Origin of the sequence: Klebsiella sp. JN_Kp127 (assembly GCF_040062505.1) — a bacterium.
GTDB lineage: Bacteria > Pseudomonadota > Gammaproteobacteria > Enterobacterales > Enterobacteriaceae > Klebsiella > Klebsiella quasipneumoniae.
The window spans coordinates 57,794-81,274 of record NZ_JBEAHS010000003.1 but is presented as its reverse complement, the minus strand read 5'-3'; the positions used below and the strand labels follow the sequence as shown (position 1 = coordinate 81,274).

Genomic DNA, 23,481 nt, shown 5'->3' with positions numbered 1-23,481 from the left:
CTATGCTCCTGAATCTTAAAGACAACAGTGGTGGCTACGGCTATACTCGTCGCCTTTCAAGTTGCAGATGCGCCGGCTGCGCCTGCTTACCCTGACGTGGCACATTGTGCGCGCCAGGGGCCACAGCCCTGCTGCCTTCTTACAACTCGAAATCCATTGAGTATATAATTGCAAGCTTTCGTAACTCATGTCCGCTGTTGCGGTGACTTCGTGTTAATCTTAACGTTAATAAGGCCTGGGTTCGTCAGAAAAGATCCTGACATGCAGAACCGATGAGTCATTTAATCTTAGCGACGTTTTCGACGACCAAAGAGAATAAATGACGTTTAAGCCATGAAACAAGCAATTTTCCTGCACTAAAACGGGTTTTTACGGGCGTATTTATAGTGATAATCATAAGATATCTGGTTCGTGAGACGCTGAAAAGCCAGTTGGCGATCCTATTCATCCTGTTACTGATTTTCTTTTGCCAGAAATTAGTCAGGATCCTCGGCGCTGCGGTGGATGGCGATATCCCAACCAATCTGGTGCTCTCGCTGCTGGGGCTCGGCATCCCGGAGATGGCGCAGCTTATCCTGCCGTTAAGTCTGTTCCTTGGTTTGCTGATGACCCTCGGCAAGCTGTACACCGAAAGCGAAATTACGGTGATGCACGCCTGCGGCCTGAGTAAAGCCGTATTGATCAAGGCGGCGATGATCCTCGCGCTGTTCACCGGCGCGGTGGCGGCGGTCAACGTGATGTGGGCGGGGCCGTGGTCGTCGCGCCATCAGGATGAAGTGCTGGCGGAAGCCAAGGCCAACCCCGGCATGGCCGCGCTGGCCCAGGGCCAGTTCCAGCAGGCCAGCGATGGTAACGCGGTCATGTTTATCGAGAGCGTGAACGGCAACCGCTTCCATGACGTCTTCCTTGCCCAGCTGCGCCCGAAAGGCAACGCGCGCCCCTCCGTGGTGGTGGCGGATTCCGGCGAGCTGTCGCAGCAGAAAGACGGTTCGCAGGTGGTGACCCTCAATAAGGGCACCCGCTTTGAAGGCACCGCGATGCTGCGCGACTTCCGCATCACCGACTTCAATAACTATCAGGCCATTATCGGCCACCAGGCGGTGGCCGCCGATCCGGACGACACCGAACAGATGGATATGCGCACCCTGTGGCAGACCCACACCGATCGTGCGCGCGCCGAACTGCACTGGCGCTTCACGCTGGTGGCGACCGTCTTCATTATGGCGCTGATGGTGGTGCCGCTCAGCGTGGTCAACCCGCGCCAGGGCCGCGTGCTGTCAATGCTGCCGGCGATGCTGCTCTACCTGGTGTTCTTCCTGCTGCAGACCTCGATTAAGTCGAACGGCGGCAAAGGCAAAATGGACCCGGCTATCTGGATGTGGGCGATTAACCTGCTCTATTTTGCGCTGGCGGTGCTGTTAAACCTGTGGGACACGGTGCCGATGCGCCGCTTCCGCGCCCGTTTTAATAAAGGAGCGGCCTGATGCAGGCGTTTGGCGTACTTGACCGTTATATCGGTAAGACGATTTTCAACACCATCATGATGACCCTGTTCATGCTGGTGTCGCTCTCCGGCATTATCAAGTTTGTCGATCAGCTGAAAAAGTCCGGGCAGGGTAGTTACGATGCGCTGGGCGCTGGCCTCTACACCATCCTCAGCGTGCCGAAAGACATCCAGATCTTCTTCCCCATGGCGGCGCTGCTTGGCGCGCTGCTGGGGCTGGGGATGCTGGCCCAGCGCAGCGAGCTGGTGGTGATGCAGGCGTCCGGTTTCACCCGGCTGCAGGTGGCGCTGGCGGTGATGAAAACCGCGATCCCGCTGGTGCTGTTGACCATGGCGATCGGCGAGTGGGTGGCGCCGCAGGGCGAACAGATGGCGCGCAACTACCGCGCCCAGCAGATGTACGGCGGTTCGCTGCTTTCCACCCAGCAGGGGCTGTGGGCGAAAGATGGCCATAACTTTGTCTATATCGAACGGGTAAAAGGTAACGATGAGCTGGGGGGCGTCAGCATTTATGCCTTCAACCCGGAGCGTCGTTTACAGTCGGTGCGCTATGCCGCCTCGGCAAAATTCGATAGCGAGAATAAAGTGTGGCGCCTGTCGCAGGTGGATGAATCCGATCTGACCGATCCGAAGCAGGTGACCGGGTCGCAGATGGTGAGCGGCACCTGGAAAACCAACCTGACGCCGGACAAGCTCGGCGTGGTAGCCCTGGATCCGGACGCGCTGTCGATCAGCGGGCTGCACAACTATGTGAAATACCTGAAGTCCAGCGGCCAGGATCCGGGACGCTACCAGCTCAATATGTGGAGCAAAATCTTCCAGCCGCTGTCGGTGGCGGTGATGATGCTGATGGCGCTGTCGTTTATCTTTGGCCCGCTGCGTAGCGTGCCGATGGGCGTCAGGGTGGTGACCGGGATTAGCTTCGGCTTTATCTTCTACGTGCTGGATCAGATTTTCGGCCCGCTGACCCTGGTGTACGGCATACCGCCGATCATCGGCGCCCTGTTGCCAAGCGCCAGCTTCTTCCTGATAAGCCTCTGGCTGATGATGCGCAAGGCCTAGCGGACTCGGCTACGGAACGTAAGCCCCCTCAACGATGAGGGGGCTTTTTTTTAGCGCTTGCGGCCGCCCAGCAGACTGCCCAGCATGCCGCGGACGATCTGATTGGTGACCTGGCGAACCGCGCTTTTCGCCGCGGTCTGCACGATACCGTCGCGTTTGCCGCCGCGCGGGCCGGTGCTGCCGAACAGGATATCTTTCAGGCCGCCGAGCAGCCCATCGTCATCCCCGCTCTGCTGACCCTTCGCCGGCGGAGCCGACTGCTGCTCGGTAGTGACCTGCACCCCTTGCTGCAGCATTTCGAAGGCCGACTCGCGGTCCACCTCTTCTTCATACTTGCCGTACAGCGGCGAGTGATTCAGCAGGCCATTGCGCTCATCATCGCTGACCGGCCCCATTCGCGAGCAGGGGGCGATAACCATCGCCCGCTCGACCACCGAGGGGCTGCCTTTCTCATCGAGGAAGGAGATCAGCGCCTCGCCGGTGCCCAGCTCCTGGATCGCCTGCTCGGTACTGAAGGCTGGGTTGGCGCGCATGGTCTGGGCGGCGGTTTTCACCGCTTTCTGATCCTTCGGCGTAAAGGCGCGCAGCGCGTGCTGTACGCGGTTGCCCAGCTGGCCGAGCACGGCGTCGGGTATATCCGCCGGGTTCTGCGAGACAAAATAGACGCCGACGCCCTTGGAGCGAATAAGACGGATCACCTGTTCGATTTTATCCAGCAGCACCTGCGGCGCGTCGTTGAACAGCAGATGCGCCTCATCGAAGAAGAACACCAGTTTGGGCTTGTCGAGATCGCCCGCCTCCGGCAGACGCTCGTACAGCTCGGAGAGCATCCACAGCAGGCTGGCGGCGTAGAGCTTCGGCATCTGGTAGAGCTTTTCGGCGCTGAGGATATTGATTATCCCTTTGCCGCTGGCATCGACGCGCATCCAGTCGGCAATATCCAGCATCGGCTCGCCGAAGAAGTGCCCGGCGCCCTGTTGCTCCAGGGTCAACAGTCCGCGCTGGATGGCGCCGACCGAGGCGCTGCTGATATTGCCATACTGGTTCTGGAAAGATTTGGCGTTGTCGCCGATAAACTGGGTGATGGCGCGGAGGTCTTTGAAGTCGAGCAGCAGCAGACCGCGGTCGTCCGCGATGCGGAAAATAATGTTCAGCACGCCGCTCTGCACCTCATTGAGATTGAGCAGGCGCGCCAGCAGCAGGGGGCCAAGATCGGAGACCGTCGCCCGAACCGGGTGGCCCTTCTCGCCAAAGATATCCCAGAGCACCACCGGGTTGGCGTGCGGCTCCCAGTCGCTGACGCCGATCTTCTCCAGCCGCGCCTGCAGTTTCTCTGAGCTCTGCCCCGCGGCGGCAATGCCGGTCAGGTCGCCCTTGACGTCCGCCATAAATACCGGCACGCCAATTTCCGAGAACGACTCAGCCAGCTTTTGCAGGGTGACGGTTTTACCGGTGCCGGTCGCACCGGTGATCAGCCCATGGCGGTTGGCCATCGCGGGCAACAAATAGAGCGCGTTATCCAGCGTGCGCGCAATCAACAGGGGTGAGCTCATGATCGATTCCTCCATTTATCCTGCGACGATTATAGGCAACCTCGTCGTTCGGCGTTGGGGAAATCGTCACGCGCCGCGCACGCTGTCGCGAGAGGCCTCAGGCGCAGTGGCGTTGGATGAGCGCAATGCTCTGCTCAATTTCGTGCTCGATATCCGCTTCGCTCCACTGCGCCAGCTCGGGAGCGAAGGGTTCAAAAGCGTATACCCCCTGATAGCCGCGGGCTTCCAGCGCTTTAACCTGCTCGCAGGTGCCGAGGCGATCCTTCGGCGTCAGCATGATGCGCTCGGCATCGGTGAGCTGCTCGCGCGGACGGGTATCGTCCACCCCGGAGAGGTGTACCAGACCGATGTCCGCCACCTCCACCTGGCTGAACTCGTCCGCCGCCTGCGGGTAGAGATGGTGATGGAAGGTGTCGATCAGCAGCTTAAACGGCACGCGGGCGTCATGGATCAGCGTCTGCGCCTGGTGCGCCGATCGCAGTGAGCTTTGCGGGAAGCCCAGCGGCTCCACCAGGCCGTGGATGCCGTAGAAGGCGAACAGCGGCGCCAGGTCGCGCAGGGCGCTCAGAGTGTCGCTGGCCGGCACCTCGCTGCCGTCGTTGAGCGGGCAGAGCACCAGCGATTTGGCGCCGATGGCCTGGGCCTCTTTCAGCAGCGACTCGGTCAGCTGCCGCACCTCTTCGCTACGGCGGTTAAAGGGATAGACCGCGTTAATCGTCAGGATCTCGATGTGGTAACGCGCCGCCAGCTCGCGCACCTGCTGATGACTCAGATCGTCGGTCACTTTCCCGCTGGGTAAATCGTTGCGCAGCTCGACTTTATTCAGGCCCAGACGGTTCACCAGACGGAAAAACGCTTCAATGCTGAGCGCTGGCGCGATTTTGCGGTTAATACAAAAACGTTGCATTGCGATGGCCATAGGACACTCCTGACGGAAGAGGGTTGGGTTCGTTCAATTGGCTAACAGTCAAAACGTTTATTCCAAAATAAGCAAGAATGAAAATGATGATTGTTTGAGCTGCCTCGCAAAATATTCCCGGCTGCCGCGGCGGGAGCGACCGGGACCGGGAGCCAGGTATCGCGAGGCGGCGCGGCTCGATGGGGGAAGCGCGTAAGCGATGCGTGAGCGCAAAATGCGACTGTTATCACCAAAATGAAATTTCATTTCACAACAATGTTGAAATATAAATTTCATTTTACTACGGTTATAGCACAGCAGAATCAGCGACGGGCCGGCGTGCGCTGGCCCTCTTCACTATGAGGCGAGAACATGACGATCACAGGAAACTTTATTGGCGGGAAAACCGTTATCAGCAGCAGCAACGAAACGATGCCGGTGTACGATCCGGCGACGGGCAAAGCGGTGCGCGAAGTCACGGTATCGACCGCGCAGGAAGTCTCTGAGGCGATTCAGGTTGCTCGCGATGCGTTTGACAGCTGGTCTCGCACCACGCCGCTGCGCCGCGCCCGCGTGCTGTTCAACTTTAAAATGTTGCTGGAGCAGCACGTGGAAGAGCTGGCGGGGATCATCGTCAGCGAGCACGGCAAAGTGTGGTCGGATGCGCTGGGCGAGCTGACCCGCGGCATGGAAGTGGTCGAATTCGCCTGCGGGATCCCGCACCTGATTAAAGGCGAATACTCCTCTGACGTCGGCACCGGCGTCGACAGCTACTCGTTGATGCAGCCGCTGGGCGTGGTGGCCGGGATCACCCCGTTCAACTTCCCGGCGATGGTGCCGATGTGGATGTTCCCGCTGGCGCTGGCCTGCGGCAACAGCTTCGTCCTCAAGCCGCCGGCGCTGGCGCCAACGGCCGCCGTGCGTCTGGCAGAGCTGCTGAAAGAGGCCGGTCTGCCGGACGGCGTGTTTAACGTCGTGCACTGCAGCAATGAAGATGCCGAGCAGCTGTACACTGACCCGCGCATTGCGGCGGTGAGCTTCGTCGGCTCCTCCGGCGTGGCGGAGTATATCTATAAGACCGCCAGCGCCCACGGCAAGCGCGTGCAGGCCTTCGGCGCCGCCAAGAACCACGCGATAGTGATGCCGGATGCCGATCTCGACGCCACCGTTAACGCCATTATGGGCGGCGCCTTCGGTTCCGCAGGCGAGCGCTGCATGGCGCTGCCGGTGGTGGTGGCGGTGGGAGATGAAACCGCCGACAAACTGATCGCTCGCCTGAAGCCGCTGGTGGAAGCGCTGAAAGTGGGCCCGGGCTGCATGCGCGGCCAGGAAGAGAACGAGATGGGGCCGGTGGTGTCTGATACTCACCAGAAAAAAGTGCTCGGCTATATTGATAAAGGCGAAAGCGAAGGGGCAAAACTGGTGGTCGATGGCCGCAAACTGCGCGTGCCGGGCTACGACGCGGGCTATTATATCGGCGGCACCCTGTTCGATCACGTCACCCCGGAGATGACCATCTGGCGCGAAGAGATCTTTGGCCCGGTGCTGGGGATTGTGCGCGCGGCGGACTATGACAGCGCCCTCGAACTGGTCAACAGCCACGAGTTTGGCAACGGCAGCGCCGTCTTCACCAGCAACGGCCACACCGCGCGTGAATTCGTCCATGACGTGCAGGCGGGGATGGTCGGGGTGAACGTGCCGGTCCCGGTGCCGATGGCGTTCCACAGCTTCGGCGGCTGGAAGCGCTCAGTGTTTGGCGCGCTGAACGTCCACGGGCCGGACGGCGTGCGCTTCTACACGCGCATGAAGACCGCCACCGTACGCTGGCCGGCAGGGCAGCAGACCGTATCTGAATTCAGCATGCCGACGTTAGGTTAATCGGCGAAGGAGAGCGCCATGTCGTTACTGGCTAAATCGCGAAAAGAGGGACAGATCCAGCACATTACGCCGCAGAGCGCCGGTTGGCGCTATATCGGCTTTGATGTCTGGATGTTGAAAAAAGGGCAGACCGTGACGCTGGAGAGCGGCGACCGCGAGCTGTGCCTGGTGCTGGTCGCCGGCCTGGCGTCGGTGAAAACGCAGCAGGCCGATTTCCCGAATCTCGGTAAACGAATGTCGCCGTTTGAACGCACCCCGCCGTGGTCGGTGTACGTGCCACCGCAGGATCGGGTCGAGGTGACCGCCGATTCCGATCTGGAGCTGGCGGTGTGTAGCGCGCCGGGCAAAGGCAGTTTCCCGGCACGCCTGATTCGGCCGGAAGACGTCGGCGTGGAGCACCGCGGGAAAGGGCGCAACCAGCGCCGGGTGCATAATATTCTGCCGGACAGCGCCGAGGCGGATTGCCTGCTGGTGGTCGAGGTCTACACCGACGAAGGGGCCACCAGCTCGTGGCCGTCGCATAAGCACGATACCGCCCAGCCGGGCAAAGAGACGCAGCTGGAAGAGACCTACTATCACCGCTTCGATCCGCCGCAGGGCTTTGCCTTCCAGCGGGTCTACACCGACGACCGCAGCCTGGACGCCTGCATGGCGCCCTATAACCACGATGTGGTGATGGTGCCGCGCGGTTACCATCCGGTGGCGGCGATTGCCGGTTACGACAGCTATTATCTGAACGTCATGGCCGGGCCGGATCGGAAATGGTTGTTCACCTGGGAAGAGGACCACGCCTGGATCAACACCCCGGAATATCCGCGCCACGACTAACGTGACGCGCAGACGCCGATAAAAAAGGCCGGTTAGCGATGCTAACCGGCCTTCTTGTCTATGGGCTGCGGGTGTTTTTTCGCGAAAGGCTCCGCGGAATCCCACTCCCAGGCCCGGCAAGCGCAGCGCCGCCGGGCAGGACACCTCTGGCGCCATACCCGTCTTGTGCCGGATGGCGCTACGCTTATCCGGCCTACGGGGTCCTCTCACAGGCTCATACCTCGTAGGCCCGGCAAGCGCAGCGCCGCCGGGCAGGACACCTCTGGCGCTATACCCGTCTTGTGCCGGATGGCGCTACGCTTATCCGGCCTACGGGGGCCTCTCACAGGCTCATACCTCGTAGGCCCGGCAAGCGCAGCGCCGCCGGGCAGGACACCTCTGGCGCCATACCCGTCTTGTGCCGGATGGCGGCTTCGCCTTATCCGGCCTACGGGGGCCTCTCACAGGCTCATACCTCGTAGGCCCGGTAAGCGCAGCGCCACCGGGCAAGATATCAGGCTCGATACCCGTCATGTTGCCGGGTGGCGGCTGGCGCCTTACCCGGCCTACGTTCGTACGACCTGTCGTTAATTTATTCACCATTGTTGCTGAAACTGCCGGTGCTGACGGCCTCAAAATCGCTGAGACGTTCCCGGAAGGCCGGGGCAGCCCGCATGGATGCGGGCTGAGGGCCGTGTTTTGCACGGACGCTGCCTCGGCCCGACCCGAAGCCTGCAGGGATAAGTCGAAGGGACCGCGTAGCGGCGATTTTGCTGGCCGGAGCCCGGGGGTACAGGGGGCGGCGGCGACTGGCCGCCCCCTGTGCGCTCCCTGCGCCATGCCAGGCATAACGCAGAAAATTAACCGGGAGCGCAAATTTCACTGAAGTTATACGTGATAAACGCTTTGTCTGGCCGGGAAAGTTGCAAACCGAAAACAGTGTCTACGGCGACCCGCAGGCGCATATATCACACGCCCGGCAAGCGCAGCGCCGCCGGGCGATGAGCGCTGGCACGCAACCTCCTTTGTGCCGGATGGCGGCTTCGCCTTATCCGGCCTACAACGACTACGCTTATCCGGCCTACGGGGTCCCCCCGCAGGCTTATCCCGCGCCGCCGCGCAATCGACGCCAGGCGGCCTATCTCACGCCTTCTGCTTGGCCTCGGACTCCTGACTGCTGTTCAGCGCCAGCGAAACCGCCAGCGTCTGGGCCAGGCACAGGGAAGCAACCTGCGAACGGAAGCCATCCACCTGCGCTTCCCGCACCACAAAGCAGACATCGCTGAAGGCCGCCAGCGGGCTGACCTGGCTGTCGGTAATGGCGATCTGCCGCGCTTTGCGCTGCGCGCCCAGCTCCACCAGCTCGACCACTTCCCGGGCGTACGGCGAGAAGCTCACCGCCACCACCACGTCTTTCGGGCCGACCAGACTCAGCTGCTCGGTGAACATGCCGCCGAGGCCGTCGATCAGAAAGGCTTTGCGATCGAGGTGGCGCAGCGCATAGGTCAGATAGGAAGCGACGCTGAACGACCGGCGCAGGCCAATGACGTAGATATTTTCCGCCTCGCCCAGCAGGGCCACCGCGCGCTCCAGCTCATCGCTGGAGGTCTGCATCGCCAGCTGCTGCAGCGCCTGGTTGTTCACCATCGTGAACATATTGAGGATCTCCGTCGGCGTTTCCGGCGGGCTGGACTCATCGCTGGTGGTCTGGCGGAACAGACGGGCGCGCTCGGTATAGTTGGCGGTCTCTTCCATCAAATGCTGCTTGAACATCTGTTTCATTTCGTTAAAGCCGCTGAAGCCGAAGGCGTTGGCAAAACGAATCAACGTGGAAGGGGGAACATCCGCCTGTTGCGCAATGGAGGCCACGGTATCGAAAGCCACGCTATTGCTGTTATCAAGGATATAGCGGGCGACCTGTTTCAGACGTTTGCTTAACGTATCGTAGCGACGCCTGATTTCATCCTGCAGGATGGTCAGCTGTGTTGGGTTATTGGCCATAGAGTGCGCTCTGAGAAAATGGAAGGAATATGGCTTCCAGTGTACCAAATGAAGCGAATTTTTCATTTATTGCGACGAAATACGCGATTCATTTCACGAAGAAACAGAAAAACGCCCGCTCCGCAAGGTGACGGAGACGGGCGTTGGGGGATCAGCGGCGGGCTTCGCGCCAGTAGCCAATGAGCGTCAGGTAGTTGCGTTTTACTTCCTCTATCAGCGCCTCATCGCTGAGCTCGCCCTGCATCCAGCGCCGCGACGGCTGGCCAAAGATGGTGCGCCCGACGGCGAAACCTTTGATCATCGGGTGTGCGGCCGCCTCGGCGAAACCGGCGCGCAGTTTGTCGGAAGGCGCATCGAGACCGAGGATCAGGATCCCGCGGCTCCACGGATCTTCGCGCTCGATAAGGGCGGTGATCTGCTGCCAGCTGGCGCTGGAGAGCGGCGGCAGCTTCCACCAGTCCGGCTTGATCCCCAGCTGATAGAAGTGCTCCAGCATGGTGTGGTAATGGCGCTCGTCTTTGTCCGGGCCATTTTCCGGGAGGATCACCTCCAGCAGCAGCTCGTGGCCTGATTTGTTACAGGCCTGCCACACCTCGAGCAGCAGAGCGTCCTGCTCTTCACGCAGCGCCGCCGGGTCGTCCGGGTGATAGAAGACCAGACATTTGACGACATGCTCCAGCGGCCAGTCGATCAGCTGCGAGCCGATGTTGCCATGCTCCAGACGCAGCGGGCGCGAGCTGGGCAGTTCGATAGGGCGCCCGATCCACCAGCCCTTGCCGGTAATGGCGTTCAGCGCACGCTGGCCGTAGGTGCCGTCGGCCAGAATGCCGCTGCGCTGGTCGAGTCCCGCCTCCTGCGCCGCCGCTTCGGCCGCGGCCAACAACAGCAGCTTGAGCTGCGGAATGCAGGCTTCATCGCGCCCGGTCTCCCGCGCCAGGTCGGCCAGCTGTTTGCGATGGTCGAAGGCGAAAATGCACAGCTCCGGCCACTGCTGGCGGCGGCTGGTCACCCGGTGCAGATGGTTGAGGCGCTCGTCGACGTCCGGGCGCGGCACCGATTCGGCGCGCTGCAGGTAGTCATCGAGTTCGACTTTGGTCGGCATCGCCGGCGCGCAGCCGTGGCGGGAGACCACCAGCGCCCCGCAGGCGTTGGCGTAACGGCAAGCCTGCTCCCAGCCCTCGTCGTTAAGCCAGCCGCGCAGCAGGCCCGACATAAAGGCATCTCCGGCGCCCAGCACGTTGAGCACTTCCACGCGCACGCCCTGCTGCAGCGGCACCTGGTCCCAGCTGTCCGGGATGTCGCCTTCCAGCACCACGCAGCCCATCGGTCCGCGCTTGCAGACGAGGGTGGCTTTGGTGGCATGGCGCACATTTTTCAACGCGGTCAGGGTATCGGTGCTGCCCCCGGCAATATGAAACTCTTCTTCGGTTCCCACCACCAAATCGAACAGATGCAGCACTTCCTGCAGCTGGCTGGTGACCGGCCCGGACTCAATGAAACGGGTTTCGCCATCGCCGAGCGAGGTAAGCCCCCACAGCACCGGACGGTAATCGATATCCAGCGCGGTACGCAGGCCGTGACGGCGAGCGTACTCCAGCGCCTTCAGCACCGCGGCGCGGGTGTTGGCGTGCGACAGGTGGGTGCCGGTCACCGCCAGCGCCCGGGAGGAGGCAATATACTCCTCGCTGATGTCGTCAGGCGTTAAGGCCATATCGGCGCAGTTATCGCGGTAGAAAATCAGAGGGAAGGTCTCCTGATCCTTGATCCCCAGCATCACCAGCGCGGTCAGGCGGGATTTGTCGGTAATCAGATACTCGGTATCCACCCCGGCGCGGTTGAGCGTTTCACGCAGGAAACGGCCGTTGTGTTCATCGCCAACGCGCGCCAGCATGGCCGATTTCAGCCCCTGAATCGCGGTGCCAAAGGCCACGTTGCCGGAGGAGCCGCCCAGATATTTCGAGAAACTGGCAACGTCTTCTAGCCGCGAACCGATCTGCTGGGCATAGAGGTCGACGGCCACCCGACCTATACAGATGACGTCGAGCCGCTTTACTGCTGCATTCATAGCTAGGATTTCCTTTTTGGTGTCTGCTGCCTGGAAGGGTCGGGATCCCGACGTCGACTCCGTGAACAGCCTGAGGGTTATTGGTTACCCTTAGTTTGAGAAATAAATATTTCATTTGCAAACTCGTTCGAAATTAAAAAACCAAAAGTGTGAGGGATCTACCACTCTGCCGCACTGAGCCTCGCGTTAGCGCGGATCGCCCCCTCTGTCGACCCGGAGAAAAATGAAACGCCAAACGATAGCCATTTACCTATGATTTTTAAGGGGATATTGCCGTCTGGCGCCGCCAAACAGGACCCGAAAACGTGTCAGGAATGTAAGTGAAACGTATGAAATGGGTAGAGAGTTTGATCCTTCTCGCAAAATGAAATATTTCTTCTGTATTTGTATTTAATGAAAAAAATGTTTGCCTATAATCCACAGGTATTCCAGTGACGTGAACGACGGCCCCGGCGGCATCGGCGCGACGCCACACACAAATACTGAACAATAAGGATTGTGCAACATGGGCAAACTGAGACTGACAACGGCGCAGGCGCTGGTGAAGTTCCTCGATAACCAGTACCTGGAAGTGGATGGCGAAGAGCTGAAGTTCGTGAAAGGCATTTTTGCGATTTTCGGCCATGGCAACGTCCTGGGGCTGGGGCAGGCGCTGGAGCAGGATAGCGGCGACATGCGCGTCTATCAGGGGCGCAACGAGCAGGGGATGGCCCACGCGGCCACCGGTTTTGCCCGCCAGGCCCTGCGCCGGCAGATTATCGCCTGCACCTCCTCCATCGGCCCGGGGGCGGCCAACATGATCACCGCCGCCGGCACCGCCAGCGCCAACCGCATTCCGCTGCTGCTGCTGCCGGGCGATGTCTTCGCCACCCGCCAGCCGGACCCGGTGCTCCAGCAGATTGAACAGAGCTACGATCTCAGCATCAGCACCAATGACGCCTTCCGCGCGGTCAGCAAATACTGGGACCGCATTACCCGCCCGGAACAGCTGATGAGCGCCTGCATCAACGCCATGCGCGTCCTGACCGACCCGGCGGAAACCGGCGCAGTGACGCTGTGCCTGCCGCAGGATGTGCAGGGCGAAGCCTGGGACTACCCGGAATCCTTCTTTGCGCGTCGCGTACACCGTCTCGATCGCCGTCCGGCCAGCGCCGCGCAGCTGGCGGACGCCGTGGCGGCCATCAAAGCCAGCCGTAAACCGCTGATCGTCTGCGGCGGCGGGGTGAAATACTCCGGCGCGGGCGAAGCGCTGTCCCGTTTCGCCGAGCGCTACGGAGTGCCTTTTGCCGAAACCCAGGCCGGGAAGGGGACGGTGGTCTCTTCTCACCCCCTGAACGTCGGCGGCGTCGGCGAGACGGGCTGTCTGGCGGCGAACCTGCTGGCGAAAGAGGCCGACCTGGTGATCGGCGTCGGCACCCGTTTCAGCGATTTTACCACCGCCTCGAAATGGATTTTCCAGCACCCGGAGGTGCGTTTCCTGAATATTAACGTCAGCAACTTCGACGCCTGGAAGCTGGACGGCATTGCCATGCTGGCGGACGCCCGGGAGGCGATGACCGCCCTCGGCGCGGCGCTGGCGGACAGCGGCTGGCAGGCCGGCTGGGGCGCGCAGATCGAGAGCGTGCAGAGCCGTCAGTTAAAAGAGACCCAGCGCGTGTACCAGGCGGTGTGGCAGGAGAAATCCTTTGTGCCGGAGATCGACGATCATCTCGATCGCGAATCGGTATATCGCGAGTTCCGCCAGATCACCGACTCCACCCTGACCCAGAGCAGCGTCCTCGGGGTACTGAATGAAACGCTGCCGGCCGAGGCGGTGATCGTCGCGGCGGCGGGCAGCCTGCCCGGCGATCTGCAGCGCGTCTGGCGCAACCGCGCGGAAAACACCTATCACGTGGAGTACGGCTACTCCTGCATGGGATACGAAGTCAACGCGGCGCTGGGGGTGAAGCTGGCGCAGCCGCAGAGCGAAGTCTACTCCCTGGTCGGCGATGGCTCGTTCATGATGCTCCACTCTGAGCTGGTCACCTCCCTGCAGGAGCGGGCGAAGATCAACGTCGTACTGTTCGACAACATGGCCAACGGCTGCATCAACAACCTGCAGATGGAGCACGGGATGGACAGCTTCGGCACCGAGTTCCGCTACCGCCAGCCGGAAACCGGCCAGCTGCAGGGCGGTCTGGTGCCGGTGGACTTCGCCACCATCGCCGCCGGCTACGGCTGCAAAACCTGGCGCGTCACCACCCTGGACGAACTGCGCCACGCGCTGGACGCCGCCCGTCGCGAAACGGTCAGCACCCTGATTGATATTAAAGTACTGCCGAAGACCATGGTGCACAAATACGGCAGCTGGTGGAACGTCGGGGTCGCCCAGACGGCGCTCTCAGAGCGGATCCGCAAAGTTGCGCAAATGATTAATGAAAAGCGCGCCCAGGCGCGTGATTACTAAAACGAACATCCACCCTGAATCCTACAGACTTACGGAGAAAACCATTATGTCGCTCAAATTAGGTGTCATCGGCGCTGGCGCTATCGGTAAAGAACACATCCGTCGCTGCACCCAGGTTCTGCAGGGCGCCACCGTTGTGGCGGTGTCTGATATCAATGCCGACAACGCCCGTGCGGCGGTCGCGCTGCCGGGCGTGCAGGCGGAAGTCTACGCCGACGGCCACGACGTGATTAACGCCAGCGATGTCGATGCCATCCTGGTCACCTCCTGGGACCCGACCCACGAAGAGTACACCCTGGCCGCCATCGCCGCCGGTAAGCCGGTGTTCTGCGAAAAACCGCTGGCGATGTCTGCGGAAGGCTGCCGCCGTATCGTCGATGCTGAAATGAAGGCCGGCCGTCGCCTGGTGCAGGTTGGCTTTATGCGCCCATACGACGAAGGCTATCTGGCGCTGAAAAAAGTGATCGACGATGGCGATATCGGCGCGCCGCTGATGCTGCGCTGCGCCCACCGCAACCAGTCGGTTGGCGAGAACTACACCACCGATATGGCGATCACCAACACCCTGATCCACGAGCTGGACGTGCTGCGCTGGCTGCTGAACGATGACTACCGTTCCGTGCAGGTGCGCTTCCCGCGCTCCACCTCGCACACCCATGCGCGCCTGAAAGATCCGCAGATCGTCTCCTTTGAAACCAAAAAAGGCACCCTGATCGACGTCGAGGTGTTCGTGAACTGCCAGTACGGGTATGACATCCAGTGCGAAGTGGTCGGCGAGACCGGGATTGCCCGTCTGCCGGAGCCGTCTGCCGTCCAGATGCGCAAGTCCGCCAGCCTGTCGACCGCCATTCTGACCGACTGGAAAGACCGCTTTATCAAAGCCTACGACGTCGAACTGCAGGCCTTTATCAACGACGTCAAAGCCGGTCAGCTGCACGGCCCGTCGGCCTGGGACGGCTATGCGGCGTCGGTAGCGGCGGACGCCTGCATTAAAGCGCAGGGAACCAGCGAGCCGGTTGAGGTGACGCTGCCTGAGTGCCCGGCATTCTACAAACGTTAAGCACGCTTTGCCGACGGAACTTCTTTGCACAGGTAACGACGATGAAAATTGCCTTTGATGTGGATGTGATTAAGGACCTCGGGATCACCCGCATGGTCCATCAGGTAGCGGAGTGGGGCTACAAGTACATTGAACAGTCGCCGCACCCGCAGATTAACCCGTTCTACAAGCACCCGCGCGCCAGCCGGGAGATCATGGCCGAGTACAAGCAGGCGCTGCGCGATACCGGCCTTGAGCTGTCGTCGTTTATCTGCGTCTACCGCTGGTCCGGCCCGGACGAACTGCGCCGCCAGGCGGCGGTGAAAAACTGGAAACGGCTGGTGGAAATTGCGGTGGAGATGGGCGTTCAGGTGATCAACACCGAGTTCTCCGGCGATCCGAATCAGCCTGAGATCTGCGATGAAATGTTCTATCGCTCGATGGAAGAGCTGTTGCCGATTTTTGAGCGGGAAGGCATCCGCGTGGAGATCCAGGCGCATCCCTGGGATTTCTGCGAAGAGAACAATGAAACCGTCGATATCGTGAAGTCGTTCCGCAGCGATAACGTGAAGTACGTCTACAGCGTGCCGCACACCTTTTTCTACGACAAAGGCGTCGGCGACGTGGCGAGCATGCTGCGCTATGCCGGGAGCGATCTCTCCCATGTCCTGATTGCGGATACCCGCAATCATACGAAACATTGCCGCTATATCGTTAACCCGCCGGGCGTGGATGCCGTGGTGCACCAGCACGTAGGCGTCGGGGAAGGGGATGTGGATTTCGACGCGCTGTTCCGCACCCTGCGCGAAATGAAATTCGCCGAGCAGACCTTCAAGGTCGGCGGGGAGCCGATTGTCGCCACCTCGCTGTTTGGCTACCCGGAAAAAATGAAATACCAGGCAGTGGAAACCCGTGAACTCATTGAACGTGAATTGCTGCGCCGCTAAGGCGCAGCGGCAGGAGCCCTACTATGAACAAAGATAACGTCAAACTGGCTATCGCCCCAATCGGCTGGACTAACGATGATATGCCGGAGCTCGGCAGCGAAAATACTTTCCAGCAGATCGTCAGCGAAATGGCGCTGGCCGGCTTTACCGGCAGCGAAGTCGGCAGCAAATATCCGCGCGATCCGGCGGTTCTCAAGCCGATGCTGGACATCCGCGGCATTCAGATCTGCAACGCATGGTTCAGCACCTTTTTCGCTAACGGCCAGCGGGAAAAAACCATTGATGAATTCGTCAATCACATGAACTTCCTCCATGCGATGGGCGCGAAGGTCATCGGCTGCTCCGAGCAGAGCGGCAGCATCCAGGGGCTGGATAAGCCGATTCTCGGCGATGCGAAGCCGTGCTTCAGCGACGAAGAGTGGCAGCGGGTGGCGGAAGGCTACAACACCCTTGGTCGCCTGGCGGCGGAGAAGGGGATGCAGGTCTGTCTGCACCACCACATGGGCACCGGCATCCAGACCACTGCGGAAATCGACAAGTTTATGTCGCTGGTGGACGAGCGCATCTTCCTGCTGTTCGACACCGGCCACGCCTGGTACTCCGAAGGCGGCGAAGCGCCGATGCTGGCGATCCTCAAAAAGTATCTGCCGCGCATCAACCACGTTCACCTGAAGGACGTCCGCCCGCCGGTGATCGACCAGGTGCGCCGCGACGGCCTGTCGTTCCTCGACGGCGTGAAAAAAGGCACCTTCACCGTCCCGGGCGACGGGGTGATCGATTTCCGTCCGGTGTTCAAGCTGCTGGACGACTTTGGCTATAAAGGCTGGATGGTGGTGGAAGCCGAGCAGGATCCTGCTCTGGCCAATCCTTTCGAATACGCCGTAAAAGCGCGCAAATATATCCGCGAAACGGCAGGGATCTAATCGTTGTGACATTTTCAGGCCATACCGGGTATGGCCTGCTTTTTTTCCTTTCTCAATCCCTGTTCCCGCTTGCAAACCGCCTGACTGGATCTTAACCCCGGCGCCGGACCGTCCCCTCTCCCTCAGGGAGAGGGTGACGATGACGGGTAAAGCGTCACTTCACTTCCGCCAGCGCGGTTTTATCCACATAAGGTTTCATCAGCGCGTCGGCTTCCTTCTGCGCCGCCTGCACCGCCGCTTCCGGCGTCACTTTGGCATCGTTAACTACCGCCGCCAGCTGGTTCTCTATCGCCTTACGCACCGCCACGGTCTCCCAGGTGGAGTACCACGGATGCGCGTACTTCAGCTGCTCAAGCGCGATCGCCGCCCGCGGATCCTGCTGCAGATAGGCCTTCATCTCCGGCGTATCGTATGACGCCTTGCGCGGCGAGAAGTAGCCGGTAAAGCGGCTCCACGCGCCGTTCACGTCGGGGCTCACCAGATAGGTCAGGAACTGATACGCCGCTTTCTTCTGCGCCTCGTTGATGCCTTTAAAGCTCACCAGGCTGGCGCCGCCGATCGGCACCGCCCGCTGCTCTTTGGCCGGCAGCATCGCTACCCCAAGCTCAAAGTCTTTGCTGTTCTCGCGCATGAAGCCCAGCGCGCCGGTGCTGAGCATCGCCATCCCGAGCTTGCCGGAGAAGAACGCAGCGCTGATCTGCTTCGAGTTCAGCACCCCGGACGGCATCACCTTGTCCTTGTAGATCAGATCCTGCCAGAAGCGCAGGGCGCCGATGGCGGTCGGCGAGTTGTAATACACTTCGCCCGGATAATCTTCGTTAAAGTATTTTCCGCCGTTGGCGCGCACCAGCGCCGAGAAGATCCAGCCGCCGTAGTCGTCGTTGGTCGACGGCAGCATGATCCCCCACTGGCCGGTGCTCTCGTCGGTCAGCTTTTTGGCATCGGCCAGCAGCTCGGCCCAGGTCTGGGGCGGCTGTTTGATCCCGGCCCGATCGAACATCGTCTTGTTGTAGTAGAGGATCGGCGTCGAGTTATGGAACGGGATCGCATAAGTGGTGCCCATCACCTGGGCGTTCTTATGCATCGCGGGCCAGAATTCTTTTTGCAGAAAATCGCCGGCCTTTTGATCGCCATATTTAAACAACTCATCCATCGGCAGGATCTCATCCTTCAGCGCCAGATCGGTGGTGAAGTTAGCGGACATGATCACCAGAGCCGGCGGCTGGCCGGCCTTCTGCGCCGATTCGGCTTTGATCTTGGTGGTGTCGTAGTTGCCGGTGAAGATGCCGCGCACTTCCACATCCTGCTGCGAGTCGTTGAATTGCTTAATGACGCGGGTCATCTCCATGGTCAGCTTGCCGTCCACCGGCGCCGGGAACATGAAGTCTATTTTCTCTTTCGCCAGCGCCGCGCCGCTCAGGGCAAGACTGAGGCTAACCGCGACTACCGTAAGAGGTTTAAACATGATTACACTCCATCAGTAAATTATGCTGGGTCTCAGCATGAAAAAGATGCACATCGGCAGGCGAAAAACCGATCGGTAGCGACTCGCCTTTCTCCGGCACCGTGCCGCGGTGGCGGCGGCTAAAGCGCAGGGTGCCGATCGGGGTGCTGACGTGGAGCAGGTAGTCGGCCCCCATCAGTTCTCGTTGCAGAACGGTGGCCGGCAGGCGCAGATGGCCCTCCTCTACGCGGTCGGTAATATGTTCCGGGCGAATGCCCAGCCAGACGCGGGTCTGATCCCGGTGGCGCGGCGGCAGCGGATGGCGCTGTTCTCCCAACAGTACTTCACCGTTGGCGCAGGGCAGCGACAGCAGGTTCATCGCCGGCGAACCGATAAACCCGGCGACGAACAGGTTGGCCGGGTTGGCGTAGAGATACTCCGGGCGCCCGACCTGCTGCACGTGGCCGCCGTTCATCACCACGATGCGGTCGGCCATCGACATCGCCTCGGTCTGGTCGTGGGTCACATAGATGGTGCTGGTTTTCAGCTGCTGATGGAGCGCCATAATGCTGTCGCGCACTTCGCTGCGCAGGCGGGCGTCGAGGTTGGAGAGCGGCTCGTCCATCAGGAACAGCCGCGGATTACGCACAATCGCCCGGGCCATCGCCACCCGCTGGCGCTGGCCGCCGGAGAGCTTCGCCGGTTTGCGATCGAGCAGCGCCTCCAGCTGCAGCATCTGCGCCACGTTGTCCACCCGCGGCTGCCAGCTGCTTTTCTCTTCCTTGCGCACCTTCATGCCGAAGGTGATGTTGTCGCGCACCGACAGATGCGGAAACAGGGCATAGTTCTGGAAGATCATCGCGAAGTTGCGCTCGCGCGGCGTGGTGGCGGTGATGTTCTCATCATGCAGCCAGATTTGGCCTTCGCTGACCGGCTCCAGGCCGGCGAGCAGGCGCAGCAGGGTGCTTTTCCCGCAGCCCGACGGGCCGACCAGCACCACGAATTCGCCTTCGTGAATATCCAGCGACAGGGCGCTGAGCGCCGGCTTGCCGTCGAAACGTTTACTGATGTTTTGCAGACTGAGCATGGCGGTTAGCGCTCTTCCGTTGGGCAACTGATGTTTTCGTCGTACAGCCACGGCCCGGCGTAGTGGGCCAGCGAGTGCTGGTAGCTCACCCACTGCTCGCCGACCTGGCGGTGCATCAGGCACGAGGCCGGAGAAAGGTCGTAATAGGGCCGGGTGTCTTCGTGGCAGTACGGCACCTGATGGACGGTGCCGGGGATAGTGGAGATCAGCGCCTGGCGATACTGGGTCATGGTCAGGCTGTGGTTGTGGCCGCAGAAGATGCGCGTCAGCGACGGGAAACGCTCCACCAGCGCCAGCAGACGGTGGCCGTTTTCGCAGGCGATCGGGTCCATCTGCGCATTGCCCAGCGGCAGCGGCGGGTGGTGCATAAAGAGGGTCGCCGGTTTGTCGCCGCCCTCGAACAGCTGGGCTTCCAGCCAGCCGATGGTCTCGTCGGTCAGCCAGCCCTTCGAGGTGCCGGCGCGGCTGGAATCGATAAACAGCAGGCGGGTGGCGAAGTCATCCACCGCATAGCGCATATTTTGCGCATCGTTGCCCAGCTGCGGGCACAGCGGGTGGAGATGCTCCAGAAAATGGGCTTTGTCGTCGTGGTTGCCGGGGATCAGATACAGCGGATAGTTCAGGCTGCCGAGGATCTGGCGGGCCACCTGATACTCCGCCGGGCGGCCGCAGTTGACGATATCCCCGCTCACCACCACCGCGTCCGGGCGCTCGCGCAGCGCGTTAAGCTGGGAGACCACGTCGGCGTTGGCGGCATTGACGTCGATAAAGCCGTACAGCTTTTCGCCGCGGCTGCGGAAATGGGTATCGGAAATGTGCGCTAACAGCATGAATCACTCCTTATTTGATCCCGGAGAAGCCGAAGCTCCGCAGGAACTGTTTCTGAAAAAGGATGAACGCCAGCATCAGCGGCAGACAGACCATCAGCGTGCCGGCGCCGATGGTGCCCCACTGGCCGCCGGATTCGGCGCCCATGGCGAAGGAGACCAGCCCGACGGTCAGCACCTGCTTATCGGGATCGTTGAGCATCATCAGCGGCCACAGGTATTCGTTCCAGTGGTAGGTAATGCTGACGGTGGCGAAGGCCAGCACCGACGGCCAGGACATCGGTAGCAGCACGCGGAACAGCACCTGCCACCAGCGGCAGCCCTCCATCAGCGCCGCCTCCTCCAGCTCTTTCGGAATGGCGAGGAACGCCTGACGCATCAGGAACACGCCGAACGCCGAGGTGAAGTAGGGCATCATCACCCCGGTGAGGGTGTTGAGCAGGCCGAAGGTTTTCAGGGTCAGCATGTTCGGCACCATCATCACTACCGGCATGATCATCAACTGGACGAGGAACAGAAGAAACAGCGTCTGCTTGCCGCGAAACTCGTGGCAGGCGAAGACGTACCCGGCGGTGGTGATGGTCAACAGCTGCACGAAGAAGGTGCCGAAGGTGAAGATAAGGGTGTTGGCGTACAGGCTCAGCCAGTCGGCGCTGGCCCAGGCATCGCGGAAGTTATTCAGCGTCAGCGGCAGACGCGGCAGCAGCGAGGCCATATCTTCCCCGAAGGTGGTGGCGCTGAACGAGGTGGCCAGCATCCAGATAAACGGGCTGACCCACAGCAGCGCCAGGCAGCACATTAATACTGTGAGCGTAAAGGGCGACGAGCGGCGCAGGCGCAGCCACAGCGGACGGGCGGCGGCTGGCGTGCGGACCAGCAGCGGCGAGATGTCAGCGCTCATAGTGGGCTCCTTTCTCCAGCAGTTTCAGGTTAATCAGCGAGAAAGCGAACAGCCCGGCCAGGGTCAGGAAGGTGGCGGCGGAGGCTTTACCGAGATCATGGGTATCCCAGGCGAGATTCTGGATGTAATAGAGCAGCACGGTGGTGGCGTTGTCCGGCCCGCCGCGGGTCATCACCGCCACGTGGTCGATCTGGGTGATGGAGTAGATCAGCGCGGTGGTGATCACAAAGCTCAGCGTCGGGCGCAGCAGCGGTAGCGTGACTTTAAAAAAGACCTGCGTGCGGGTAGCCCCCTCCATCAGCGCCGCTTCCCGCGTCGAGGCCGGAATGCTCTGCAGCCCGGCGAGGAAAAACAGCATGTAGTAGCCAGCGAACTTCCACACGCCGATCAGCGCCAGGGCCAGCAGCGCGCTGTTGCTGCGCCCCAGCCAGTTGTTGTTCATCGGCCCGAACAGCTTCGCCAGATAGTGGTCGAGCAGGCCGAGGCCGGGCATAAAGATAAACAGCCACAGCGCGGCGGCGCTGACCATCGGGATAATCATCGGGAAGAAGAAGGCGGTGCGCAGCCAGCGGTTGACGCGATGGTTCTCGCTCAGGGCGACCGCCAGCAGCAGGGCGAGGGTCACCCCGGGCACCACCGTCAGCAGGATATAGAGCAAGTTATTGCCCAGCGACTGCCAAAAGACGTTATCGGCAAACAGGCGGGCGAAATTATCCAGCCCGACGTACTGCGCGCCGTCGCTGGCCATGCGGGTATCAAACAGGCTGTCATACACCGAACGCCCCAGCGGGAACCAGGTAAACAGCAGTAAAAACAGCAGGGAAGGCGACAGGATCAGCCAGGGAAGCCAGGTCTTTCTCATGGTGACGCACATCTCGTTCAGCCATTTATCGAAGCCCGGATTGTGGTAAGCAATGACTACAGAGGCATGGCGGGGAGATGACGGTTTGATGAAGCGACGGGAAAAACGCCGGGCGAGCGGGCCGCCCGGCGGGAGAGAACCATCAGAAGTCGGCTTTCAGCACCGTGCGGTAGCGGGCTTTGCCTTCGCGAACGTGCTTCAGCGCTTCGTTAATCTGCGACATCGGGAACAGCTCGGTGGTTGGGGCCACCTTGCTGCGCCCGGCGAACTTCATCAGCGTGCGCAGTTCGGACGGGTTACCGGTCGCCGAGCCGGAGATGCTGCGGTCGCCGCCGATAAGGGTAAAGGCCGGCACCGGGAACGGCTTCATTACCGCGCCGACGGTGTGGAAGTTGCCGCCGTACGCCAGCGCTTCAAAGTACGGCTGCCAGTCGAGGTCGACGGCGACGGTGTTGATAATCAGGTCGAACTGGCCGGCCAGCGCTTTTAAGGCTTCGGGATCGCGGCTGTTGACCACGCGATCGGCGCCCATCGCCAGCACTTCCTGCTCTTTGGCCGGGTTGGAGCTGAAGGCGGTCACTTCCGCGCCCATCGCCCGCAGCAGCTTAATGGCGATATGGCCGAGGCCGCCGATGCCGATCACCCCGACGCGGCTGGTGGCGGTGACGTGGTGGGTCAGCAGCGGTTTAAAGACGGTGATGCCGCCGCACAGCATCGGGCCGGCGGACGCCAGATCGATGCTCTCCGGCAGGGGGATCACCCACTGCCAGTCGGCGCGCAGCTTATTGGCGAAGCCGCCGCGGTTGAGAATGGTCGGCACCGAGCCTTCCAGGCAGTTGATCTGGTTGCCGCTGATGCAGGCGTCGCAATGGCCGCAGCTGCGCGCCGTCCAGCCGATGCCGACCTTCTGGCCAATCTTCAGCCCTTTATCCTGCGCCGCGCTGCCCAGCGCCGCCACCCGGCCAATCACCTCGTGACCGGCCACCAGCGGGTAGCTCGACATCCCCCATTCGTTGTCGATCATCGACAGATCAGAATGGCAGATCCCGCAGTATTCCACCTCAACTTCGACATCTTCCGGCTGCAGCTCGCCGGCATCGTATTCCCACAGCGACAGATCGGCGCCCGCTTCTTTGGCGGCGTAGCTTTTAATGATGCTCATGTTTATTTCCTTGGGGTTGGCGTGATAACCCAGAAAGTGTAGAGCATGGTATTCCCCGGCGCTTGGCAATCGGAG

18 protein-coding genes are annotated in these 23,481 nt (G+C 61.1%); 8 read left to right on the top strand and 10 right to left on the bottom strand.

Annotated elements, in window-relative coordinates:
* Positions 1–386: 386 nt before the first annotated feature.
* The gene (lptF, locus tag ABLV04_RS02170; protein WP_023291773.1) at positions 387–1,484 is read left to right on the top strand and encodes an LPS export ABC transporter permease LptF; all 1,098 of its coding nucleotides are present in this window, start codon (positions 387–389) and stop codon (positions 1,482–1,484) included.
* Positions 1,484–2,566 (top strand): LPS export ABC transporter permease LptG, encoded by a 1,083-nt coding sequence (lptG, locus tag ABLV04_RS02165; RefSeq protein ID WP_002886956.1) that lies wholly within the window; start codon positions 1,484–1,486, stop codon positions 2,564–2,566. The genes lptF and lptG overlap by 1 nt, the downstream gene beginning before the upstream one ends.
* Positions 2,567–2,616: 50 nt before the next feature.
* Here the strand turns inward: lptG and ABLV04_RS02160 are convergent, their stop codons facing one another.
* Together ABLV04_RS02160 and ABLV04_RS02155 are read right to left on the bottom strand one after the other, a co-directional pair.
* The gene (locus ABLV04_RS02160; RefSeq protein ID WP_048336515.1) at positions 2,617–4,119 is read right to left on the bottom strand and encodes a helicase HerA-like C-terminal domain-containing protein; all 1,503 of its coding nucleotides are present in this window, start codon (positions 4,117–4,119) and stop codon (positions 2,617–2,619) included.
* A gap of 97 nt (positions 4,120–4,216) precedes the next feature.
* Entirely contained in the window at positions 4,217–5,038 is an 822-nt protein-coding gene (locus ABLV04_RS02155; protein ID WP_180266213.1) for a TIM barrel protein, read from the bottom strand.
* A gap of 351 nt (positions 5,039–5,389) precedes the next feature.
* Between ABLV04_RS02155 and ABLV04_RS02150 the strand changes: the two genes are divergently transcribed.
* Positions 5,390–6,895 carry a CoA-acylating methylmalonate-semialdehyde dehydrogenase gene (locus ABLV04_RS02150; protein ID WP_023291776.1) on the top strand — a complete coding sequence of 502 codons (1,506 nt, stop codon included), beginning with the start codon at positions 5,390–5,392 and terminating at the stop codon, positions 6,893–6,895.
* 18 nt (positions 6,896–6,913) lie between these two features.
* The gene (gene iolB / locus ABLV04_RS02145; protein ID WP_023291777.1) at positions 6,914–7,723 is read left to right on the top strand and encodes a 5-deoxy-glucuronate isomerase; all 810 of its coding nucleotides are present in this window, start codon (positions 6,914–6,916) and stop codon (positions 7,721–7,723) included.
* Between the two features lie 1,122 nt (positions 7,724–8,845).
* Here the strand turns inward: iolB and ABLV04_RS02140 are convergent.
* The gene (locus tag ABLV04_RS02140; RefSeq protein ID WP_004206536.1) at positions 8,846–9,703 is read right to left on the bottom strand and encodes a MurR/RpiR family transcriptional regulator; all 858 of its coding nucleotides are present in this window, start codon (positions 9,701–9,703) and stop codon (positions 8,846–8,848) included.
* Between the two features lie 151 nt (positions 9,704–9,854).
* A complete protein-coding gene (gene iolC, locus ABLV04_RS02135) occupies positions 9,855–11,768 on the bottom strand; it encodes a 5-dehydro-2-deoxygluconokinase (RefSeq protein WP_023291778.1) in 1,914 nt (637 codons plus the stop codon).
* A gap of 505 nt (positions 11,769–12,273) precedes the next feature.
* Here iolC and iolD point away from each other — a divergent pair.
* The 4 genes from iolD to iolE are packed head-to-tail and all read left to right on the top strand — an operon-like array spanning position 12,274 to position 17,123.
* Complete coding sequence (gene iolD, locus ABLV04_RS02130) at positions 12,274–14,214, top strand: 3D-(3,5/4)-trihydroxycyclohexane-1,2-dione acylhydrolase (decyclizing) (RefSeq protein ID WP_060592105.1); 1,941 nt, start codon at positions 12,274–12,276, stop codon at positions 14,212–14,214.
* A 46-nt stretch (positions 14,215–14,260) separates the two neighbouring features.
* Positions 14,261–15,274: a Gfo/Idh/MocA family oxidoreductase gene (locus ABLV04_RS02125; RefSeq protein WP_004152192.1), complete on the top strand. Its 1,014-nt coding sequence runs from the start codon at positions 14,261–14,263 to the stop codon at positions 15,272–15,274.
* 41 nt (positions 15,275–15,315) lie between these two features.
* Entirely contained in the window at positions 15,316–16,200 is an 885-nt protein-coding gene (locus tag ABLV04_RS02120; RefSeq protein ID WP_004152193.1) for a sugar phosphate isomerase/epimerase, read from the top strand.
* Positions 16,201–16,223: 23 nt separating this feature from the next.
* Positions 16,224–17,123 (top strand): myo-inosose-2 dehydratase, encoded by a 900-nt coding sequence (gene iolE, locus ABLV04_RS02115; protein WP_147734195.1) that lies wholly within the window; start codon positions 16,224–16,226, stop codon positions 17,121–17,123.
* A gap of 154 nt (positions 17,124–17,277) precedes the next feature.
* Here iolE and ABLV04_RS02110 read toward each other — a convergent pair whose 3' ends face one another.
* The 6 genes from ABLV04_RS02110 to ABLV04_RS02085 all read right to left on the bottom strand — a co-directional run bounded on the left by ABLV04_RS02110 (position 17,278) and on the right by ABLV04_RS02085 (position 23,406).
* Entirely contained in the window at positions 17,278–18,588 is a 1,311-nt protein-coding gene (locus ABLV04_RS02110; protein ID WP_147734196.1) for an ABC transporter substrate-binding protein, read from the bottom strand.
* A complete protein-coding gene (locus ABLV04_RS02105) occupies positions 18,581–19,654 on the bottom strand; it encodes an ABC transporter ATP-binding protein (RefSeq protein WP_086076502.1) in 1,074 nt (357 codons plus the stop codon). Before ABLV04_RS02105 ends, ABLV04_RS02110 begins: the two co-directional genes overlap by 8 nt.
* Before the next feature lie 5 nt (positions 19,655–19,659).
* A complete protein-coding gene (locus tag ABLV04_RS02100; RefSeq protein WP_085551683.1) occupies positions 19,660–20,484 on the bottom strand; it encodes a phosphodiesterase in 825 nt (274 codons plus the stop codon).
* Positions 20,485–20,494: 10 nt separating this feature from the next.
* Entirely contained in the window at positions 20,495–21,382 is an 888-nt protein-coding gene (locus ABLV04_RS02095; protein WP_147734197.1) for a carbohydrate ABC transporter permease, read from the bottom strand.
* On the bottom strand, positions 21,372–22,256 hold the full coding sequence (locus tag ABLV04_RS02090; RefSeq protein WP_165453662.1) for a sugar ABC transporter permease: 885 nt from the start codon (positions 22,254–22,256) through the stop codon (positions 21,372–21,374). Before ABLV04_RS02090 ends, ABLV04_RS02095 begins: the two co-directional genes overlap by 11 nt.
* 130 nt (positions 22,257–22,386) lie before the next feature.
* A complete protein-coding gene (locus ABLV04_RS02085) occupies positions 22,387–23,406 on the bottom strand; it encodes an NAD(P)-dependent alcohol dehydrogenase (RefSeq protein WP_348815294.1) in 1,020 nt (339 codons plus the stop codon).
* Positions 23,407–23,481 lie beyond the last annotated feature (75 nt).

Bases quoted from the DNA above. Each gene is read 5' to 3' on its own strand.
- iolE (WP_147734195.1), top strand. From the start codon at position 16,224: ATGAACAAAGATAACGTCAAACTGGCTATCGCCCCAATCGGCTGGACT.
- ABLV04_RS02150 (WP_023291776.1), top strand. From the start codon at position 5,390: ATGACGATCACAGGAAACTTTATTGGCGGGAAAACCGTTATCAGCAGC.
- iolB (WP_023291777.1), top strand. From the start codon at position 6,914: ATGTCGTTACTGGCTAAATCGCGAAAAGAGGGACAGATCCAGCACATT.
- ABLV04_RS02140 (WP_004206536.1), bottom strand. From the start codon at position 9,703: ATGGCCAATAACCCAACACAGCTGACCATCCTGCAGGATGAAATCAGG.
- ABLV04_RS02120 (WP_004152193.1), top strand. From the start codon at position 15,316: ATGAAAATTGCCTTTGATGTGGATGTGATTAAGGACCTCGGGATCACC.
- ABLV04_RS02095 (WP_147734197.1), bottom strand. From the start codon at position 21,382: ATGAGCGCTGACATCTCGCCGCTGCTGGTCCGCACGCCAGCCGCCGCC.
- ABLV04_RS02110 (WP_147734196.1), bottom strand. From the start codon at position 18,588: ATGTTTAAACCTCTTACGGTAGTCGCGGTTAGCCTCAGTCTTGCCCTG.
- ABLV04_RS02090 (WP_165453662.1), bottom strand. From the start codon at position 22,256: ATGTGCGTCACCATGAGAAAGACCTGGCTTCCCTGGCTGATCCTGTCG.
- ABLV04_RS02160 (WP_048336515.1), bottom strand. From the start codon at position 4,119: ATGAGCTCACCCCTGTTGATTGCGCGCACGCTGGATAACGCGCTCTAT.
- ABLV04_RS02100 (WP_085551683.1), bottom strand. From the start codon at position 20,484: ATGCTGTTAGCGCACATTTCCGATACCCATTTCCGCAGCCGCGGCGAA.
- ABLV04_RS02085 (WP_348815294.1), bottom strand. From the start codon at position 23,406: ATGAGCATCATTAAAAGCTACGCCGCCAAAGAAGCGGGCGCCGATCTG.
- iolD (WP_060592105.1), top strand. From the start codon at position 12,274: ATGGGCAAACTGAGACTGACAACGGCGCAGGCGCTGGTGAAGTTCCTC.
- ABLV04_RS02155 (WP_180266213.1), bottom strand. From the start codon at position 5,038: ATGGCCATCGCAATGCAACGTTTTTGTATTAACCGCAAAATCGCGCCA.
- ABLV04_RS02105 (WP_086076502.1), bottom strand. From the start codon at position 19,654: ATGCTCAGTCTGCAAAACATCAGTAAACGTTTCGACGGCAAGCCGGCG.
- lptG (WP_002886956.1), top strand. From the start codon at position 1,484: ATGCAGGCGTTTGGCGTACTTGACCGTTATATCGGTAAGACGATTTTC.
- ABLV04_RS02125 (WP_004152192.1), top strand. From the start codon at position 14,261: ATGTCGCTCAAATTAGGTGTCATCGGCGCTGGCGCTATCGGTAAAGAA.
- iolC (WP_023291778.1), bottom strand. From the start codon at position 11,768: ATGAATGCAGCAGTAAAGCGGCTCGACGTCATCTGTATAGGTCGGGTG.